The sequence below is a fragment of the Bacillus cereus group sp. BfR-BA-01330 genome (assembly GCF_022663885.1).
Classification (GTDB): domain Bacteria; phylum Bacillota; class Bacilli; order Bacillales; family Bacillaceae_G; genus Bacillus_A; species Bacillus_A cereus.
On the sequence record NZ_JAKUGK010000012.1, the window covers coordinates 72344 to 85522 of the forward strand.

The following is a 13179-nucleotide window of genomic DNA, read 5'->3' on the forward strand; positions in this document are numbered from 1 at the left end:
TATATGATAAAGCGAATGTTAAAGCAAGTGGAACAGATGGTAAATGGTACTGAATTAGCAGAGCAATATGAGGGAATTACTATTCAAGGCGTGTCTATTGATACGAGAAAAATTGAAAAAGGAAACTTGTATGTTCCGATTCAAGGGGAGCGCTTCGATGGACATGCTTTTGTAGATAAAGCTGTTGAAAATGGAGCGGTGGCTACATTATGGATGAAAGATGTAGCGAATCCACCTGAGAATCTTCCGGTTATTTTTGTAGAAGACACGCTATCGGCATTGCAAATGTTAGCGAAAAACTATCGCGATCAATTGGATGTTAAAGTTGTAGGTGTAACGGGTAGTAACGGTAAAACATCTACGAAAGATATTGTAACAAGTCTTCTTGCGACTAAATTCAAAGTGCAAAAAACAGAAGGGAACTTCAATAACCATATCGGATTACCTCTTACCATTTTAAACTTAGAAGAAAATACAGAAGTAGCAGTATTAGAGATGGGTATGTCAAGCCGAGGCGAAATTGAATTCTTATCTAAGTTAGCTCGTCCTAATGCAGCTATCATTACAAATATTGGTGAGGCACATTTAATGGATTTAGGATCTCGTGAGGCAATTGCTGAAGCGAAATTAGAAATTGTTACAGGATTACAAGAAGGTGGCGTGTTCGTATATAACGGAGATGAGCCTTTATTAACGAATCGTGTTCCTGGAATGAATTTAGCAGCAGAAACGGTTACGTTTGGTGATGCAAGAGCAAACGATTATTATCCAACGACTGTAACATTACAAGCAACTGGGACACATTTCAAAATGAATAGAGATGAAAATATTTCATTCTACTTACCGGTGTTAGGAAAACATAATGTGTATAATACACTTGCTTCAATGGCAATTGCGAAACATTTTGGTGTAACGTGGGAAGAGATGAAAGAAGGTTTAGTAACACTTCAAATGACGGGCATGCGTATGGAAATTGTGAAAACAAATAGTGGTTTAACAATTATCAACGATGCTTATAATGCAAGCCCGACGGCTATGGAAGCAGCATTCCATTTAATGAATGGTTTAGATGGTTTTGCTAAAAAAATCGTTGTGCTCGGTGATATGTTAGAACTTGGAGATCAAGAAGTACAGTTCCATTATGAGGTAGGAAAATTAATCGATCCAGCAAAAATCTCACATGTATTCACATACGGTAGATTAGGGGCTCAAATTGCTGAAGGAGCAAAAATTAATTTCCCTAATGAACGTGTAAAGGCGTATGATAATAAAGAAGAGTTAGTAAAAGATTTACAAGCAGTAGTCGATGTGAAAGATGTTGTATTAATAAAAGCATCTCGCGGTATGAAATTAGAAGAAGTAATTACGATGTTGAAATAATTGGTGTATATAAATAGGGATGATAGTTACGAAAATAGAAGAAACTTATAATAAGCGCTTACAGTAAATATAAAAAAATAAAAGTGAAGAAAAAAACTCTGAATATGAAAATAAGGTAACAGTTGGGTTTGCTTTTTACACATACAAAACTTATAATTGATAAAGTGTAATAACGTTTAGAAGTATTTTCGTGAAGAATATACGCCCGTTTATATACGTGAGCATTCAGGAAAAGGGCTTTTCCGCAAATTCGGAAAACGCCTTTTTTTAAATGATAAGTATAGGATAGAAAAGGAGAAGTAACATTGACAACATTTCGAGAATTAGGATTAAGTGATTCTTTACTGCAATCTGTTGAAAGTATGGGCTTTGAAGAGGCTACACCAATTCAAGCTGAAACAATTCCACATGCATTGCAAGGTAAAGATATTATTGGGCAAGCGCAAACAGGTACAGGGAAAACAGCAGCATTCGGATTACCACTATTAGATAAAGTGGATACACATAAAGAATCGGTTCAAGGTATTGTTATCGCGCCAACGCGTGAATTAGCAATTCAAGTTGGAGAAGAATTATACAAAATTGGTAAGCATAAACGCGTTCGTATTTTACCGATTTATGGTGGTCAAGATATTAACCGCCAAATTCGTGCTCTAAAAAAACACCCACACATTATTGTTGGTACGCCGGGTCGTATTTTAGATCATATTAACCGTAAAACACTTCGTCTGCAAAACGTAGAGACAGTTGTTCTTGACGAAGCGGATGAAATGTTAAACATGGGCTTCATTGAAGACATTGAAGCAATTTTAACAGATGTGCCAGAAACACATCAAACATTACTATTCTCAGCGACAATGCCGGATCCAATCCGCCGTATTGCTGAGCGTTTCATGACTGAGCCTCAACACATTAAAGTAAAAGCAAAAGAAGTAACAATGCCAAACATTCAGCAGTTCTATTTAGAAGTGCAAGAAAAGAAAAAGTTTGACGTGTTAACACGCTTATTAGATATTCAATCTCCAGAGCTTGCAATCGTATTTGGTCGTACAAAGCGTCGTGTTGATGAATTATCAGAAGCATTAAACTTACGTGGTTATGCTGCAGAAGGTATTCACGGTGATTTAACTCAGGCGAAACGTATGTCTGTATTACGTAAATTTAAAGAAGGTTCTATTGAAGTTCTTGTTGCAACAGACGTTGCTGCGCGTGGTCTTGATATTTCAGGCGTAACGCACGTATATAACTTCGATATTCCACAAGATCCAGAATCATACGTTCACCGTATCGGTCGTACTGGTCGTGCAGGTAAAAAAGGTATTGCAATGCTATTTGTAACACCACGTGAATCAGGACAATTAAAAAATATCGAGCGTACAACAAAACGTAAAATGGACCGTATGGATGCACCGACACTTGACGAGGCATTAGAAGGTCAACAACGTTTAATCGCTGAAAAGCTTCAAAGCACAATTGAAAATGAAAACTTAGCATACTACAAGCGTATTGCAGAAGAAATGTTAGAAGAAAATGACTCTGTAACAGTAGTAGCTGCTGCTTTAAAAATGATGACTAAAGAGCCGGATACAACTCCGATCGCTTTAACATCAGAACCACCTGTTGTTTCAAGAGGCGGCGGTTCTAAAAAACGCGGCGGTAACGGAGGCGGATACCGTGATGGTAACCGTAATCGTAGTCGTGATGGACGCGGCGGTGGCGATGGACGTAATCGTGACCGTAACCGTGATGGACGTAATCGTGACGGAAACCGTGATCGCAATCGTGATGGTAACCGCGATCGTAATCGTGATGGTGGTAGTCGTGGTCGTAGAGGTGAAGGTCAAGGTCGCCCTGGTTCTTCAAATGGACGCGGCGAAAGAAAACATCATAGCCGTCCACAAGCTTAATAAAAAAAAGAGAATGCCCTTTGCGGGCATTCTCTTTTTTTATTTCTATAATTGTGCATACTACATAATAGTTATGATAGAAAAGGGGCTGTTATATGCTTGTAAGGCTTGGTTACGTTGCGATGAGTGTGCATTTGAAGAATGCATCTCCATCTCAAACGATGACGTATGCACAGTTTCAGAAATTAGATGATCGTGATGCTGCAATTCGTAAGCTTGAAAGAATTGCTAATTCCAATTTAGAAAATTGTTTACGTTTATTAAAGCATAATAAAGGGCATGACATATCTTTCTTTCGGCTCAGTTCAAAGCTCATTCCTTTAGCGAATCATGAGGAATTGCTAGAGTGGAACTATATTCGTCCGTTAAAAGAAAATTTAAAAAAACTAGGTGAATATGCAGTTCATATGAATATGAGAATTGATTTCCATCCAGATCATTTTGTTGTACTAAATTCACCTGAAGAGAGTGTTTTTAAACAATCTGTAAAAACATTGCAGATGCACAAAAAATTATTAAAAGGCATGGGGATTGAACATAAGCAACGATGTGTACTGCATGTTGGAGGAGGATATAAAGATAAAGAACTTGCATTAGAGCGCTTTATAGAGAATTGGTCGAATGTCCCAAGGGGTATTCAAGAAATGATTATATTAGAAAATGATGATACAACCTTTACGTTAGAGGAAACATTATATTTAGGAGAAAAATTAGATATTCCCGTCGTATTTGACTTGCATCACCATATGATGAATAATGAGCAAGAAGATTGGTATGAAGATTGGGCACGTGTTGTTCATACGTGGGAAACGTCTTTGTTGCCGATTAAAATGCATATCTCTAGCCCTAGAGAGGGAAAAGATCCAAGAGCTCATGCAGATTATATTAATGTAGACGCATTTTTATCTTTTTTAAGAAGGATAAAGGGAAGTGTTCCGCAAATTGATTGTATGATTGAGGCGAAGATGAAGGATGAGTCTTTATTTCAATTAATGAGAGATTTAAGTGAACAAGTAGATGTAGAAATTATCGATGGTGCAAGCTTTTATATTAAATAAGCTTTGCACCATCGTTTTTTTTTGTTAAAAAAGGGGTTAAAATGCCACCGGTTATTAAACCTGTTAAATGACTGATCGGATTGGCAGAAGGGTTAAAGAAAGTAAATAGCAGTAATAGAAGTATCATAATTGAGAAAATGGCAATTTCTTTTGGTTTTGAAGAGCGGTATCGATTGTACAATAAAAATAACTGTGCACCTAATAGTCCGAAAATACCACCTGATGCACCTGCGTGAATATATTCAAGCGGCATAATAATATAAGAAGAAATATTTCCAGAAATTCCAGAGAGAAAAAATAGAATAAAAAAAGAAAAGTGTCCGAGTTGCTTTTCGATAGAAGAACCAAGAGCAAACAAAAAAATACTATTAGAAAGAAAATGTTGTAAGTCTACGTGTACGAGAAGAGAAGTTATGACACGCCACCATTCTCCTTTCGCGATATATTCATTAGAGGCTGCCAGTGGTAAGAGAAAAAAGTCGCCTAATATCATCATGACTAAATGAATAAGCAGTAAGGTAAGAATAGTCGGTTGTAAAGAAATATGAGTGGATCTTATTAGCATACGGTTACTATCACCCCTTTTGCATCAGAAAGATTCTCTGTTATTCTTATCAATATGAAAGAAGAAAGTTAAATAGAAGAAGGGGATTTTGAAATGATTATAGGGATTGGTATCGATATTATTGAATTAAATCGTATTGAAAAAATGCTAGATGGAAAGCTTAAATTTATGGAACGTATTTTAACGGAAAATGAACGTAATGTTGCTATGGAGCTGAAAGGAAGTCGCCTTACAGAGTTTGTAGCTGGAAGGTTTGCAGCGAAAGAGGCGTATTCAAAAGCTGTAGGTACTGGTATCGGAAAAGAAGTGAGTTTTTTAGATATTGAAGTGAAAAATGATGAAAGAGGTAAGCCAATTCTGATTACAAGTACAGAGTATATTGTTCATTTATCAATTAGTCATAGTAAGGAATTTGCTGTTGCTCAAGTTGTTTTAGAAAGCTTGTCACGCTAGTCTGCATATTTTATATCTTTGTCTCATATATTTGAGGTAGCGATAAGGAAGGTACATCTTCCATTCATTTATAGGGGCAAAGGGGCTGAATTGATGAAAAGGCGTCTGTTTTTAGTTCTTGTCGGTTTGTTGACCGTTTTTGTGTTGGCGGGTTGTATGGAAAAGAAGCAAGATGATGTCGTGAGAGATTTAGAATCAAAAGTAAAAGGGATGAAAAGTTATCAAGCTGAGGCAAAATTATCTATTAAAACAGGCAATGAGCCTCAAGAGTATAACGTAGAGATTTGGCATAAGGAACCGTCTTTTTATCGTGTGAATTTAAAAAATGCAAAAAAAGATCAGAGCCAAATTATTTTGAGAAATGAAGAAGGTGTATTTGTATTAACGCCAGCACTTAATAAGAGCTTCCGTTTTCAAAGTGATTGGCCGCAAAATAGTAGCCAGGCTTATTTATATGAATCACTTGTAAGAGATATTTTGCAGGACAAGAAAAACCTTACTTTTGAGAAAACAGATAAGTATTATATTTTTAAAACAAAAACAAACTATCAACATCAAAATATGTTGCCGAGACAAGAGATTACATTGAATAAGAGCGACTTGACTCCAGTTTCAGTGAAGTTAATGGATAATGATCAAAATGTTCTTGTGAAAGTAGATTTCTCTAAAGTGAAATTCGATGCGAAATTTGATAAAGGTGCATTTGATACGAAACAAAATATGTCTAGAGCGCAGGTAGATGTTCAAACAACAGCGAAAGAAGACAAACCGTTTGCTATTTTGTATCCACTTGATACACCACAAGGTATGACTCTGCAAGATGAAAAAGAGTTGAAGACAGACAGTGGCAAGCGTGCGATACTCACATACACTGGAAATAAGAAATCCTTTACTTTAATACAAGAAAAGGCAAAAGTTGCAGAGGCATCATCAGCGGTAAGTGTAAGTGGAGAACCAGTTGATCTTGGGTTTACGATTGGTGCATTAACGAAAGACTCTGTAACGTGGTCGCATAACGGAGTAGAATATATGCTCGTGTCTAAAGGTTTAGAGCCGAAGGAGCTGTTAATGGTTGCTCGTTCAGTTACAGCGAAGCAGGTGAAGTAAACTTCTTAGACGTGGTGATATATGTGCACCACGTCTTTTCTTAGTTTGAAGGTGGATTTCATAAAAAAAGCATATAAAAGAATAAGCTTCGCATATCGTGTATAAGGAAGTGTATTTATGGAAGAAGCACCATTTTACCGTGACACTTGGGTGGAAGTGGATTTAGATGCCATTTATAACAACGTTACACATATTAAAGAGTTCATCCCAAGTAATGTAGAGATTTTTGCTGTAGTTAAAGCAAACGCATATGGGCACGATTATGTACCGGTGGCTAAAACGGCATTAGAAGCAGGTGCAACAAGGTTAGCTGTTGCTTTTTTAGATGAAGCTTTAGTGCTTCGGAGGGCTGGTATTACTGAGCCGATTTTAGTGTTAGGTCCCTCGCCGCCGCGTGATGTAAATGTAGCTGCTGAAAATGATGTAGCGCTAACTGTTTTTCAAAAAGAATGGGTGGACGAAGCAATTAAACTTTGGGATGGTTCATCTGTAATGAAATTCCATATTAACTTTGATAGTGGTATGGGGAGAATTGGAATACGTGAAAGAAAAGAGCTAAAAGAATTTTTAAAGAGTTTAGAGGGTGCACCGTTTTTAGAGTTAGAAGGAGTATACACGCATTTTGCAACGGCAGATGAGGTTGAGACTTCGTATTTTGATAAGCAATATAACACGTTCTTAGAGCAGTTAAGTTGGTTGAAAGAATTCGGAGTGGATCCTAAGTTTGTTCATACAGCTAATAGTGCTGCGACGTTACGTTTTCAAGGGATTACATTTAATGCAGTGCGAATTGGGATTGCAATGTATGGATTATCTCCTTCTGTAGAAATACGTCCTTTTTTACCATTTGAATTAGAACCGGCGCTATCACTTCATACGAAAGTCGCTCATATTAAACAGGTAATTAAAGGGGATGGAATTAGTTATAACGTCACCTACCGAACGAAAACTGAAGAATGGATTGCGACTGTAGCGATTGGCTATGCAGATGGGTGGCTTAGGAGGTTACAAGGATTTGAAGTGCTTATAAATGGTAAAAGGGTACCGATTGTAGGGCGAGTAACAATGGATCAGTTCATGATTCATCTTCCTTGTGAAGTGCCACTTGGTACGAAAGTTACGCTTATTGGAAGGCAAGGAGATGAGTATATTAGCGCTACAGAGGTTGCGGAATACTCAGGGACTATTAATTATGAAATTATTGCAACGATCAGTTTCCGTGTGCCAAGAATATTTATACGGAATGGTAAGGTTGTAGAGATAATTAATTACTTGAACAATATATAGAAGGTAGTATGATTGCTTCTTGTCATTGGAGTGACTGTTCATTGCTGGATAATAAGCTCTTTTTGATGAGAAGCTTTTTACTTATAATCATTTTTTATATAAGTTGCACGTAAGTTTTGAAGAGGAGTTCTATTGTTTTTAGTTAGTTATGAGATAAAAAATTTAAGAAGATGAATGTTTTGTTTGTGAATTGGAAAACATAAGCAAGGAATAAGGAAGTCTTTGCAACAGGCTCCATACAATGGTATTATTACAATAGGTGTCATATATATATTTGGGTGTGTAGTTGACGGTGGAGGTGTATTTTTGTGTCCGAATCAAGTGTAACTACTGAAATCGTGGTTCGGTTGCCAAAGCAAATGGTAACGGAATTGGACGGAATTGGAAAACAAGAGAATAAGAATCGCCATGAACTAATTTGCCAGGCAACACAATTGTTATTGCGTCAACATAAGACGAAGAAACGCTACCAACATGAATCAATGCGACGTGGGTACATTGAAATGGGAAAAATTAATCTTGGTATTGCATCTGAAGCTTTCTTAGCAGAGTATGAAGCAGCTCATACAGTAGAACGCTTAGTTAGCGGGGGGTAATATTTTGATTGTAAAACGCGGCGACGTGTATTTTGCAGACCTTTCCCCAGTTGTTGGTTCTGAGCAAGGAGGCGTTCGTCCGGTTCTTGTCATTCAAAATGACATCGGAAATCGTTTTAGTCCAACGGTGATTGTAGCGGCTATTACTGCACAGATTCAAAAAGCGAAATTACCCACTCATGTGGAAATTGATGCGAAAAAGTACGGTTTTGAGAGAGATTCTGTTATTTTACTTGAGCAGATTCGAACAATCGATAAGCAGCGCTTAACGGACAAAATCACTCACTTAGATGAAGTGATGATGATTCGTGTAGATGAAGCGCTACAAATTAGTTTAGGACTAATAGATTTTTAAATCGGCAGTTTAAGTTGCTCTCTTTGAAGGGCAACTTTTTTTATTATAGAGGAGGTTACGGTTGTATATGGAAATGGTAGATAATCGACAAGCGTTAATGAAAATGTTAGTGAAAGAATTAGGCTTTACCGAAAAGCAAGTTCGTCATGTTATTCAATTAACAGAAGAAGGTAACACAGTTCCATTTATTGCTCGTTACCGAAAAGAATGGACAGGCTCTTTAGATGAGGTGCAAATTCGTACGATTTTAGAGAGATGGCAATATATGATGCAACTTGAAGATAGGAAGGAAGAAGTTCTTCGTCTTATTGATGAGAAGGGGAAACTGACAGAAGAGCTACGACAGCAAATTGTTAAAGCTACAAAGTTGCAAGAAGTAGAAGATCTATATCGTCCATATAAAGAGAAAAGAAGAACGAAAGCGACAGTTGCTAAAGAAAAAGGATTAGAACCATTAGCTGAATGGTTATTGTTATATAAGAAAGAAGATCCGGCTAAAAAGGCAGTGGAATTTATTAATGTAGAGAAAGAAGTGCAATCTGCAGAAGAAGCTTTACAAGGTGCACAAGACATTATTGCAGAAATGGTTTCAGATGAAGCTGCGTATCGTAGTTGGATTCGAAATGTTACTTTTAGAAAAGGTGTTATGTCTTCTTCCGTGAAAGATGAAGAAAAAGATGAAAAGAATATATATGAAATGTATTACAGTTATGAAGAACCATTGCAAAAAGTAGTACCACATCGTGTATTAGCAATGAATCGTGGCGAGAAAGAAGATATATTGAGAGTTGCTGTTGTTCCGCCAGTAGATGAGATAGTAACCTTCTTAAATAAGAAGGTAATTCGTGATAACGATTCGAAAAGTGCACATTATGTACAATTAGCGATTGAAGATGGTTATAAACGATTAATTCAATCTTCAATCGAAAGAGAGATTCGTAAAGAATTAACAGAAACAGCTGAAGAACAAGCAATACATATTTTCTCTGAGAACTTACGTAACTTATTATTACAACCTCCGATGAAAGGGAAAGTCGTGCTAGCGGTAGATCCGGCATATAGAACTGGTTGTAAATTGTCTGTAGTAGATGATACGGGGAAAGTACTACATATCGATGTTATTTATCCGCATCCACCTGTTCGTAAATATGATGATGCAAAAACGAAAGTTCTTTCTATTATAGATAAATATCAAGTTGAAATGATTGCAATTGGTAATGGGACAGCATCTAGAGAAACAGAAGAGTTTATAGTAGATGTATTACAAAGTGTGAACCGAGATGTCTTTTATATTATTGTAAATGAAGCGGGTGCTAGTGTATATTCAGCTTCTGATTTAGCCCGTGAGGAATTCCCAAATTTACAAGTTGAAGAGAGAAGTGCCGTTTCTATTGGGAGACGTCTGCAAGATCCACTTGCTGAACTTGTGAAAATTGATCCTAAATCAGTTGGGGTTGGACAATACCAACATGATGTATCTCAAAAGAGACTGAATGAGTCATTAACATTTGTAGTAGAAACAGCTGTTAACCAAGTTGGGGTTAATGTAAATACGGCTTCGGTTGCATTGTTACAATATGTTTCAGGTTTATCGAAAACTGTTGCGAAAAATATTGTAGCAAAGAGAGAAGAAGATGGGAAATTCACGAAGCGCACGGAATTAAAGAAAATCCCACGTTTAGGTGCAAAGACTTATGAACAATGTATAGGTTTCTTACGTATACTAGAAGGAGCGAATCCATTAGATCGAACAGGTATTCATCCAGAGCAATATAAAAATGTTGAATTGTTATTGAAGAGTCTAGGGTTATCGATAGATGACGTAGGACAACCGCAATTACAAAAGAGATTGGAAGAAGTAGAGATTTCTAAGTTATCTCAAGAAACAGGAGTTGGGGAGCCGACGTTAGTTGATATTATAGATGCGCTTATTAGTCCTGAACGAGATATGAGGGATGAGTTGCCTAAACCACTTTTGAAAAAAGGGATTTTGAAATTAGAAGATTTAAAACGTGGTATGGAACTAGAAGGAACAGTTCGTAACGTTGTTGATTTTGGTGCTTTTGTTGATGTTGGTGTAAAGCAAGATGGTTTAGTACATATTTCTAAACTTAGCAAACAGTTTGTAAAGCATCCGTTAGATGTTGTATCAGTAGGGCAAATTGTAAAAGTATGGGTAGATGATATTGATACAAAAAAAGGACGCGTTGCACTATCTATGTTGCCGATTGAATAGTAAGAGAAGAGAGCAGATGAAACTGCTCTTTTTTTATGAAATAAAAAGTGTAATGGATTATGAGCTTTGATGTATTTTGCTATAATAAAACCAGCATTCATTTAATAACTTAATTTGATACCGGTTTTTTTCGAAATATGCACGTTGCATTTGTTTTTTTAGCCACGTAGGCATAGGAATCCCTCCTTGTTTAATCCTGCTCTCAAAAATCTAAAATGCTATTGATGAGAGGTTGGTGAGTGGATTTCTATTCATGTTTTGTTTTTAGAAACCACGCTTCTTACATGAGGATGGGTATATGTACTATTTAATATATGTATAAGAAGGGAGAAAAGTGTAAAAATATTTTTTTGTTTAGGAGGAATGAGAGTGGATGAGCAAGAAATTCAGCGACTAGTGGAAGAAGTGTCACTACAATACTTTGAGATACCGTTCTTACATAAAGCGGTGTTTAATAATAGATTACGTACAACTGGTGGGCGTTATTTATTGAAGAGTCATAATATCGAACTGAATTATCGATATTACGAATTGTATGGTGAAGAAGAGTTAGTCGGGATTATTAAACATGAGCTTTGTCATTATCACTTACATATTGCAGGAAGAGGGTATAAGCACAGGGACAGGGATTTTCGTGAGTTGTTAAAGAAAGTTGATGCACCACGTTTTTGTAAACGAATGATTAATGAAGAGAAGGAAAAAAAGATTTATAAGTATGAATGTATGGAGTGTTCACTTCAATATGTAAGAAGGCGTCAAATAAATATAAAAAGATATGTCTGTGGAAAGTGTAAAGGGAAACTCAAACCGATATCGAAAACATCTTGACAGTAAAAACGCAATCCAGTATATTATAAACATGTCACGTTTGAACAAGATGTTGTTAAAAACTTCTTGACTTACAGAGAGAATTTTTATAAGATACAAATTGTCTTCATTATTCCGCAGTAGCTCAGTGGTAGAGCTATCGGCTGTTAACCGATCGGTCGTAGGTTCGAGTCCTACCTGCGGAGCCATACAGAGAAGTACCCAAGTGGCTCAAGGGGCTCCCCTGCTAAGGGAGTAGATCGCTAACGCGGTGCGAGGGTTCGAATCCCTTCTTCTCTGCCATACATATTGGCCCGTTGGTCAAGTGGTTAAGACACCGCCCTTTCACGGCGGTAACACGGGTTCGAATCCCGTACGGGTCACCACTTCGGAGGATTAGCTCAGCTGGGAGAGCACCTGCCTTACAAGCAGGGGGTCGGCGGTTCGATCCCGTCATCCTCCACCATATAATTTTATATGAATAGTATTGTCGCGGGGTGGAGCAGCACGGTAGCTCGTCGGGCTCATAACCCGAAGGTCGCAGGTTCAAATCCTGTCCCCGCAACCAAATGGTCCCGTGGTGTAGTGGTTAACATGCCTGCCTGTCACGCAGGAGATCGCCGGTTCGACCCCGGTCGGGACCGCCATTTTAACTTCTGCTATACAGCAGTTGTTTTTTATTGGACATTATGTTACAATAACATTTGTCTTTGGAAAGAAGATAATTATTTCGATGGGCTATAGCCAAGCGGTAAGGCAACGGACTTTGACTCCGTCATGCGCTGGTTCGAATCCAGCTAGCCCAGCCATTTACGAGCCATTAGCTCAGTTGGTAGAGCATCTGACTTTTAATCAGAGGGTCGAAGGTTCGAGTCCTTCATGGCTCACTTTTGTTTTTTTTTTCGCGCGGTCGTGGCGGAACGGCAGACGCGCTAGGTTGAGGGCCTAGTGGGGGAAACCCCGTGGAGGTTCAAGTCCTCTCGGCCGCATCAAAAAAATCTTAAAAAAGTGCTTGCATTTGAAAATGTAGTATGATAAGATAATTGAGTCGCCAAATTACAACGACGAAAAAACATCATGAATAAGCGCCCGTAGCTCAATTGGATAGAGCGTTTGACTACGGATCAAGAGGTTAGGGGTTCGACTCCTCTCGGGCGCGCCAATTACGGGAAGTGGCTCAGCTTGGTAGAGCACCTGGTTTGGGACCAGGGGGTCGCAGGTTCAAATCCTGTCTTCCCGACCACGCGGGTGTAGTTTAGTGGTAAAACAAGAGCCTTCCAAGCTCTGGTCGAGAGTTCGATTCTCTTCACCCGCTTTTAGTTCTTTGAAAACTGAACGAAACAAACAACGTGAAACGTCAATTTTTATTTTAGATGCTAGACAAACTAACTTTATTGGAGAGTTTGATCCTGGCTCAGGATGAACGCT

12 protein-coding genes and 12 tRNA genes are annotated in these 13179 nt (G+C 37.8%); 22 read left to right on the top strand and 2 right to left on the bottom strand.

Annotation, left to right across the window (positions count from 1 at the left end; translation table 11 throughout):
* The first annotated feature begins 3 nt into the window (after window positions 1–3).
* The 3 genes from murF to uvsE all read left to right on the top strand — a co-directional run bounded on the left by murF (window position 4) and on the right by uvsE (window position 4345).
* Complete coding sequence (gene murF, locus MR112_RS26655; RefSeq protein ID WP_000595957.1) at window positions 4–1380, top strand: UDP-N-acetylmuramoyl-tripeptide--D-alanyl-D-alanine ligase; 1377 nt, start codon at window positions 4–6, stop codon at window positions 1378–1380.
* 305 nt (window positions 1381–1685) lie between these two features.
* On the top strand, window positions 1686–3287 hold the full coding sequence (cshA, locus tag MR112_RS26660) for a degradosome RNA helicase CshA (protein ID WP_000206592.1): 1602 nt from the start codon (window positions 1686–1688) through the stop codon (window positions 3285–3287).
* Window positions 3288–3382: 95 nt separating this feature from the next.
* Window positions 3383–4345 carry a UV DNA damage repair endonuclease UvsE gene (gene uvsE / locus MR112_RS26665; RefSeq protein WP_000961166.1) on the top strand — a complete coding sequence of 321 codons (963 nt, stop codon included), beginning with the start codon at window positions 3383–3385 and terminating at the stop codon, window positions 4343–4345.
* Here uvsE and MR112_RS26670 read toward each other — a convergent pair.
* Window positions 4338–4910, bottom strand: a complete 573-nt coding sequence (locus tag MR112_RS26670; RefSeq protein ID WP_000908523.1) for a rhomboid family intramembrane serine protease — start codon at window positions 4908–4910, stop codon at window positions 4338–4340. The two genes, uvsE and MR112_RS26670, sit on opposite strands and share 8 nt — an antisense overlap.
* A 93-nt stretch (window positions 4911–5003) precedes the next feature.
* Here MR112_RS26670 and acpS point away from each other — a divergent pair, with 93 nt between their 5' ends.
* The 6 genes from acpS to MR112_RS26700 all read left to right on the top strand — a co-directional run bounded on the left by acpS (window position 5004) and on the right by MR112_RS26700 (window position 10944).
* Complete coding sequence (gene acpS / locus MR112_RS26675) at window positions 5004–5363, top strand: holo-ACP synthase (RefSeq protein ID WP_000583416.1); 360 nt, start codon at window positions 5004–5006, stop codon at window positions 5361–5363.
* Between the two features lie 156 nt (window positions 5364–5519).
* Window positions 5520–6470, top strand: a complete 951-nt coding sequence (locus MR112_RS26680; RefSeq protein WP_002004297.1) for a LolA family protein — start codon at window positions 5520–5522, stop codon at window positions 6468–6470.
* Window positions 6471–6587: 117 nt separating this feature from the next.
* Window positions 6588–7757 carry an alanine racemase gene (gene alr, locus MR112_RS26685; protein ID WP_000390615.1) on the top strand — a complete coding sequence of 390 codons (1170 nt, stop codon included), beginning with the start codon at window positions 6588–6590 and terminating at the stop codon, window positions 7755–7757.
* 308 nt (window positions 7758–8065) lie between these two features.
* Window positions 8066–8353 carry an antitoxin EndoAI gene (locus tag MR112_RS26690; protein WP_000004570.1) on the top strand — a complete coding sequence of 96 codons (288 nt, stop codon included), beginning with the start codon at window positions 8066–8068 and terminating at the stop codon, window positions 8351–8353.
* Between the two features lie 4 nt (window positions 8354–8357).
* Window positions 8358–8708, top strand: coding sequence for a type II toxin-antitoxin system endoribonuclease NdoA (gene ndoA / locus MR112_RS26695; protein WP_000635963.1), 351 nt, complete (start codon window positions 8358–8360; stop codon window positions 8706–8708).
* A 67-nt stretch (window positions 8709–8775) separates the two neighbouring features.
* Complete coding sequence (locus MR112_RS26700; protein WP_000426242.1) at window positions 8776–10944, top strand: Tex family protein; 2169 nt, start codon at window positions 8776–8778, stop codon at window positions 10942–10944.
* Between the two features lie 57 nt (window positions 10945–11001).
* On the opposite strand, the gene cmpA is transcribed toward MR112_RS26700, so the two are convergent.
* Window positions 11002–11118, bottom strand: coding sequence for a cortex morphogenetic protein CmpA (gene cmpA / locus MR112_RS26705; protein WP_001143642.1), 117 nt, complete (start codon window positions 11116–11118; stop codon window positions 11002–11004).
* 195 nt (window positions 11119–11313) lie between these two features.
* Between cmpA and MR112_RS26710 the strand changes: the two genes are divergently transcribed.
* From MR112_RS26710 to MR112_RS26770, 13 genes are all read left to right on the top strand, one after another.
* Window positions 11314–11772, top strand: coding sequence for a SprT family protein (locus MR112_RS26710; RefSeq protein WP_071740807.1), 459 nt, complete (start codon window positions 11314–11316; stop codon window positions 11770–11772).
* A 113-nt stretch (window positions 11773–11885) separates the two neighbouring features.
* A tRNA-Asn gene (locus MR112_RS26715) sits at window positions 11886–11960 on the top strand.
* Between the two features lie 3 nt (window positions 11961–11963).
* Window positions 11964–12054: transfer RNA gene (locus tag MR112_RS26720), tRNA-Ser, on the top strand.
* 8 nt (window positions 12055–12062) lie between these two features.
* A tRNA-Glu gene (locus MR112_RS26725) sits at window positions 12063–12137 on the top strand.
* Between the two features lie 4 nt (window positions 12138–12141).
* Window positions 12142–12217, top strand: a tRNA-Val gene (locus MR112_RS26730).
* Window positions 12218–12242: 25 nt separating this feature from the next.
* Window positions 12243–12319 (top strand) — tRNA-Met (locus MR112_RS26735).
* Between the two features lie 3 nt (window positions 12320–12322).
* Window positions 12323–12398: transfer RNA gene (locus MR112_RS26740), tRNA-Asp, on the top strand.
* 87 nt (window positions 12399–12485) lie between these two features.
* Window positions 12486–12560 (top strand) — tRNA-Gln (locus tag MR112_RS26745).
* A gap of 5 nt (window positions 12561–12565) precedes the next feature.
* Window positions 12566–12638: transfer RNA gene (locus MR112_RS26750), tRNA-Lys, on the top strand.
* 19 nt (window positions 12639–12657) lie between these two features.
* Window positions 12658–12740: transfer RNA gene (locus tag MR112_RS26755), tRNA-Leu, on the top strand.
* A 96-nt stretch (window positions 12741–12836) separates the two neighbouring features.
* Window positions 12837–12913, top strand: a tRNA-Arg gene (locus tag MR112_RS26760).
* 4 nt (window positions 12914–12917) lie between these two features.
* Window positions 12918–12994 (top strand) — tRNA-Pro (locus MR112_RS26765).
* Window position 12995: 1 nt separating this feature from the next.
* Window positions 12996–13066, top strand: a tRNA-Gly gene (locus MR112_RS26770).
* The last annotated feature ends 113 nt before the right edge of the window (window positions 13067–13179 follow it).

What these genes read in the sequence shown, in the direction of transcription:
- murF (WP_000595957.1), top strand. Translation starts at nt 4, where the DNA reads ATGATAAAGCGAATGTTAAAGCAAGTGGAACAGATGGTAAATGGTACT.
- uvsE (WP_000961166.1), top strand. Translation starts at nt 3,383, where the DNA reads ATGCTTGTAAGGCTTGGTTACGTTGCGATGAGTGTGCATTTGAAGAAT.
- MR112_RS26670 (WP_000908523.1), bottom strand. Translation starts at nt 4,910, where the DNA reads ATGCTAATAAGATCCACTCATATTTCTTTACAACCGACTATTCTTACC.
- acpS (WP_000583416.1), top strand. Translation starts at nt 5,004, where the DNA reads ATGATTATAGGGATTGGTATCGATATTATTGAATTAAATCGTATTGAA.
- MR112_RS26680 (WP_002004297.1), top strand. Translation starts at nt 5,520, where the DNA reads ATGGAAAAGAAGCAAGATGATGTCGTGAGAGATTTAGAATCAAAAGTA.
- alr (WP_000390615.1), top strand. Translation starts at nt 6,588, where the DNA reads ATGGAAGAAGCACCATTTTACCGTGACACTTGGGTGGAAGTGGATTTA.
- MR112_RS26700 (WP_000426242.1), top strand. Translation starts at nt 8,776, where the DNA reads ATGGAAATGGTAGATAATCGACAAGCGTTAATGAAAATGTTAGTGAAA.
- cmpA (WP_001143642.1), bottom strand. Translation starts at nt 11,118, where the DNA reads ATGCCTACGTGGCTAAAAAAACAAATGCAACGTGCATATTTCGAAAAA.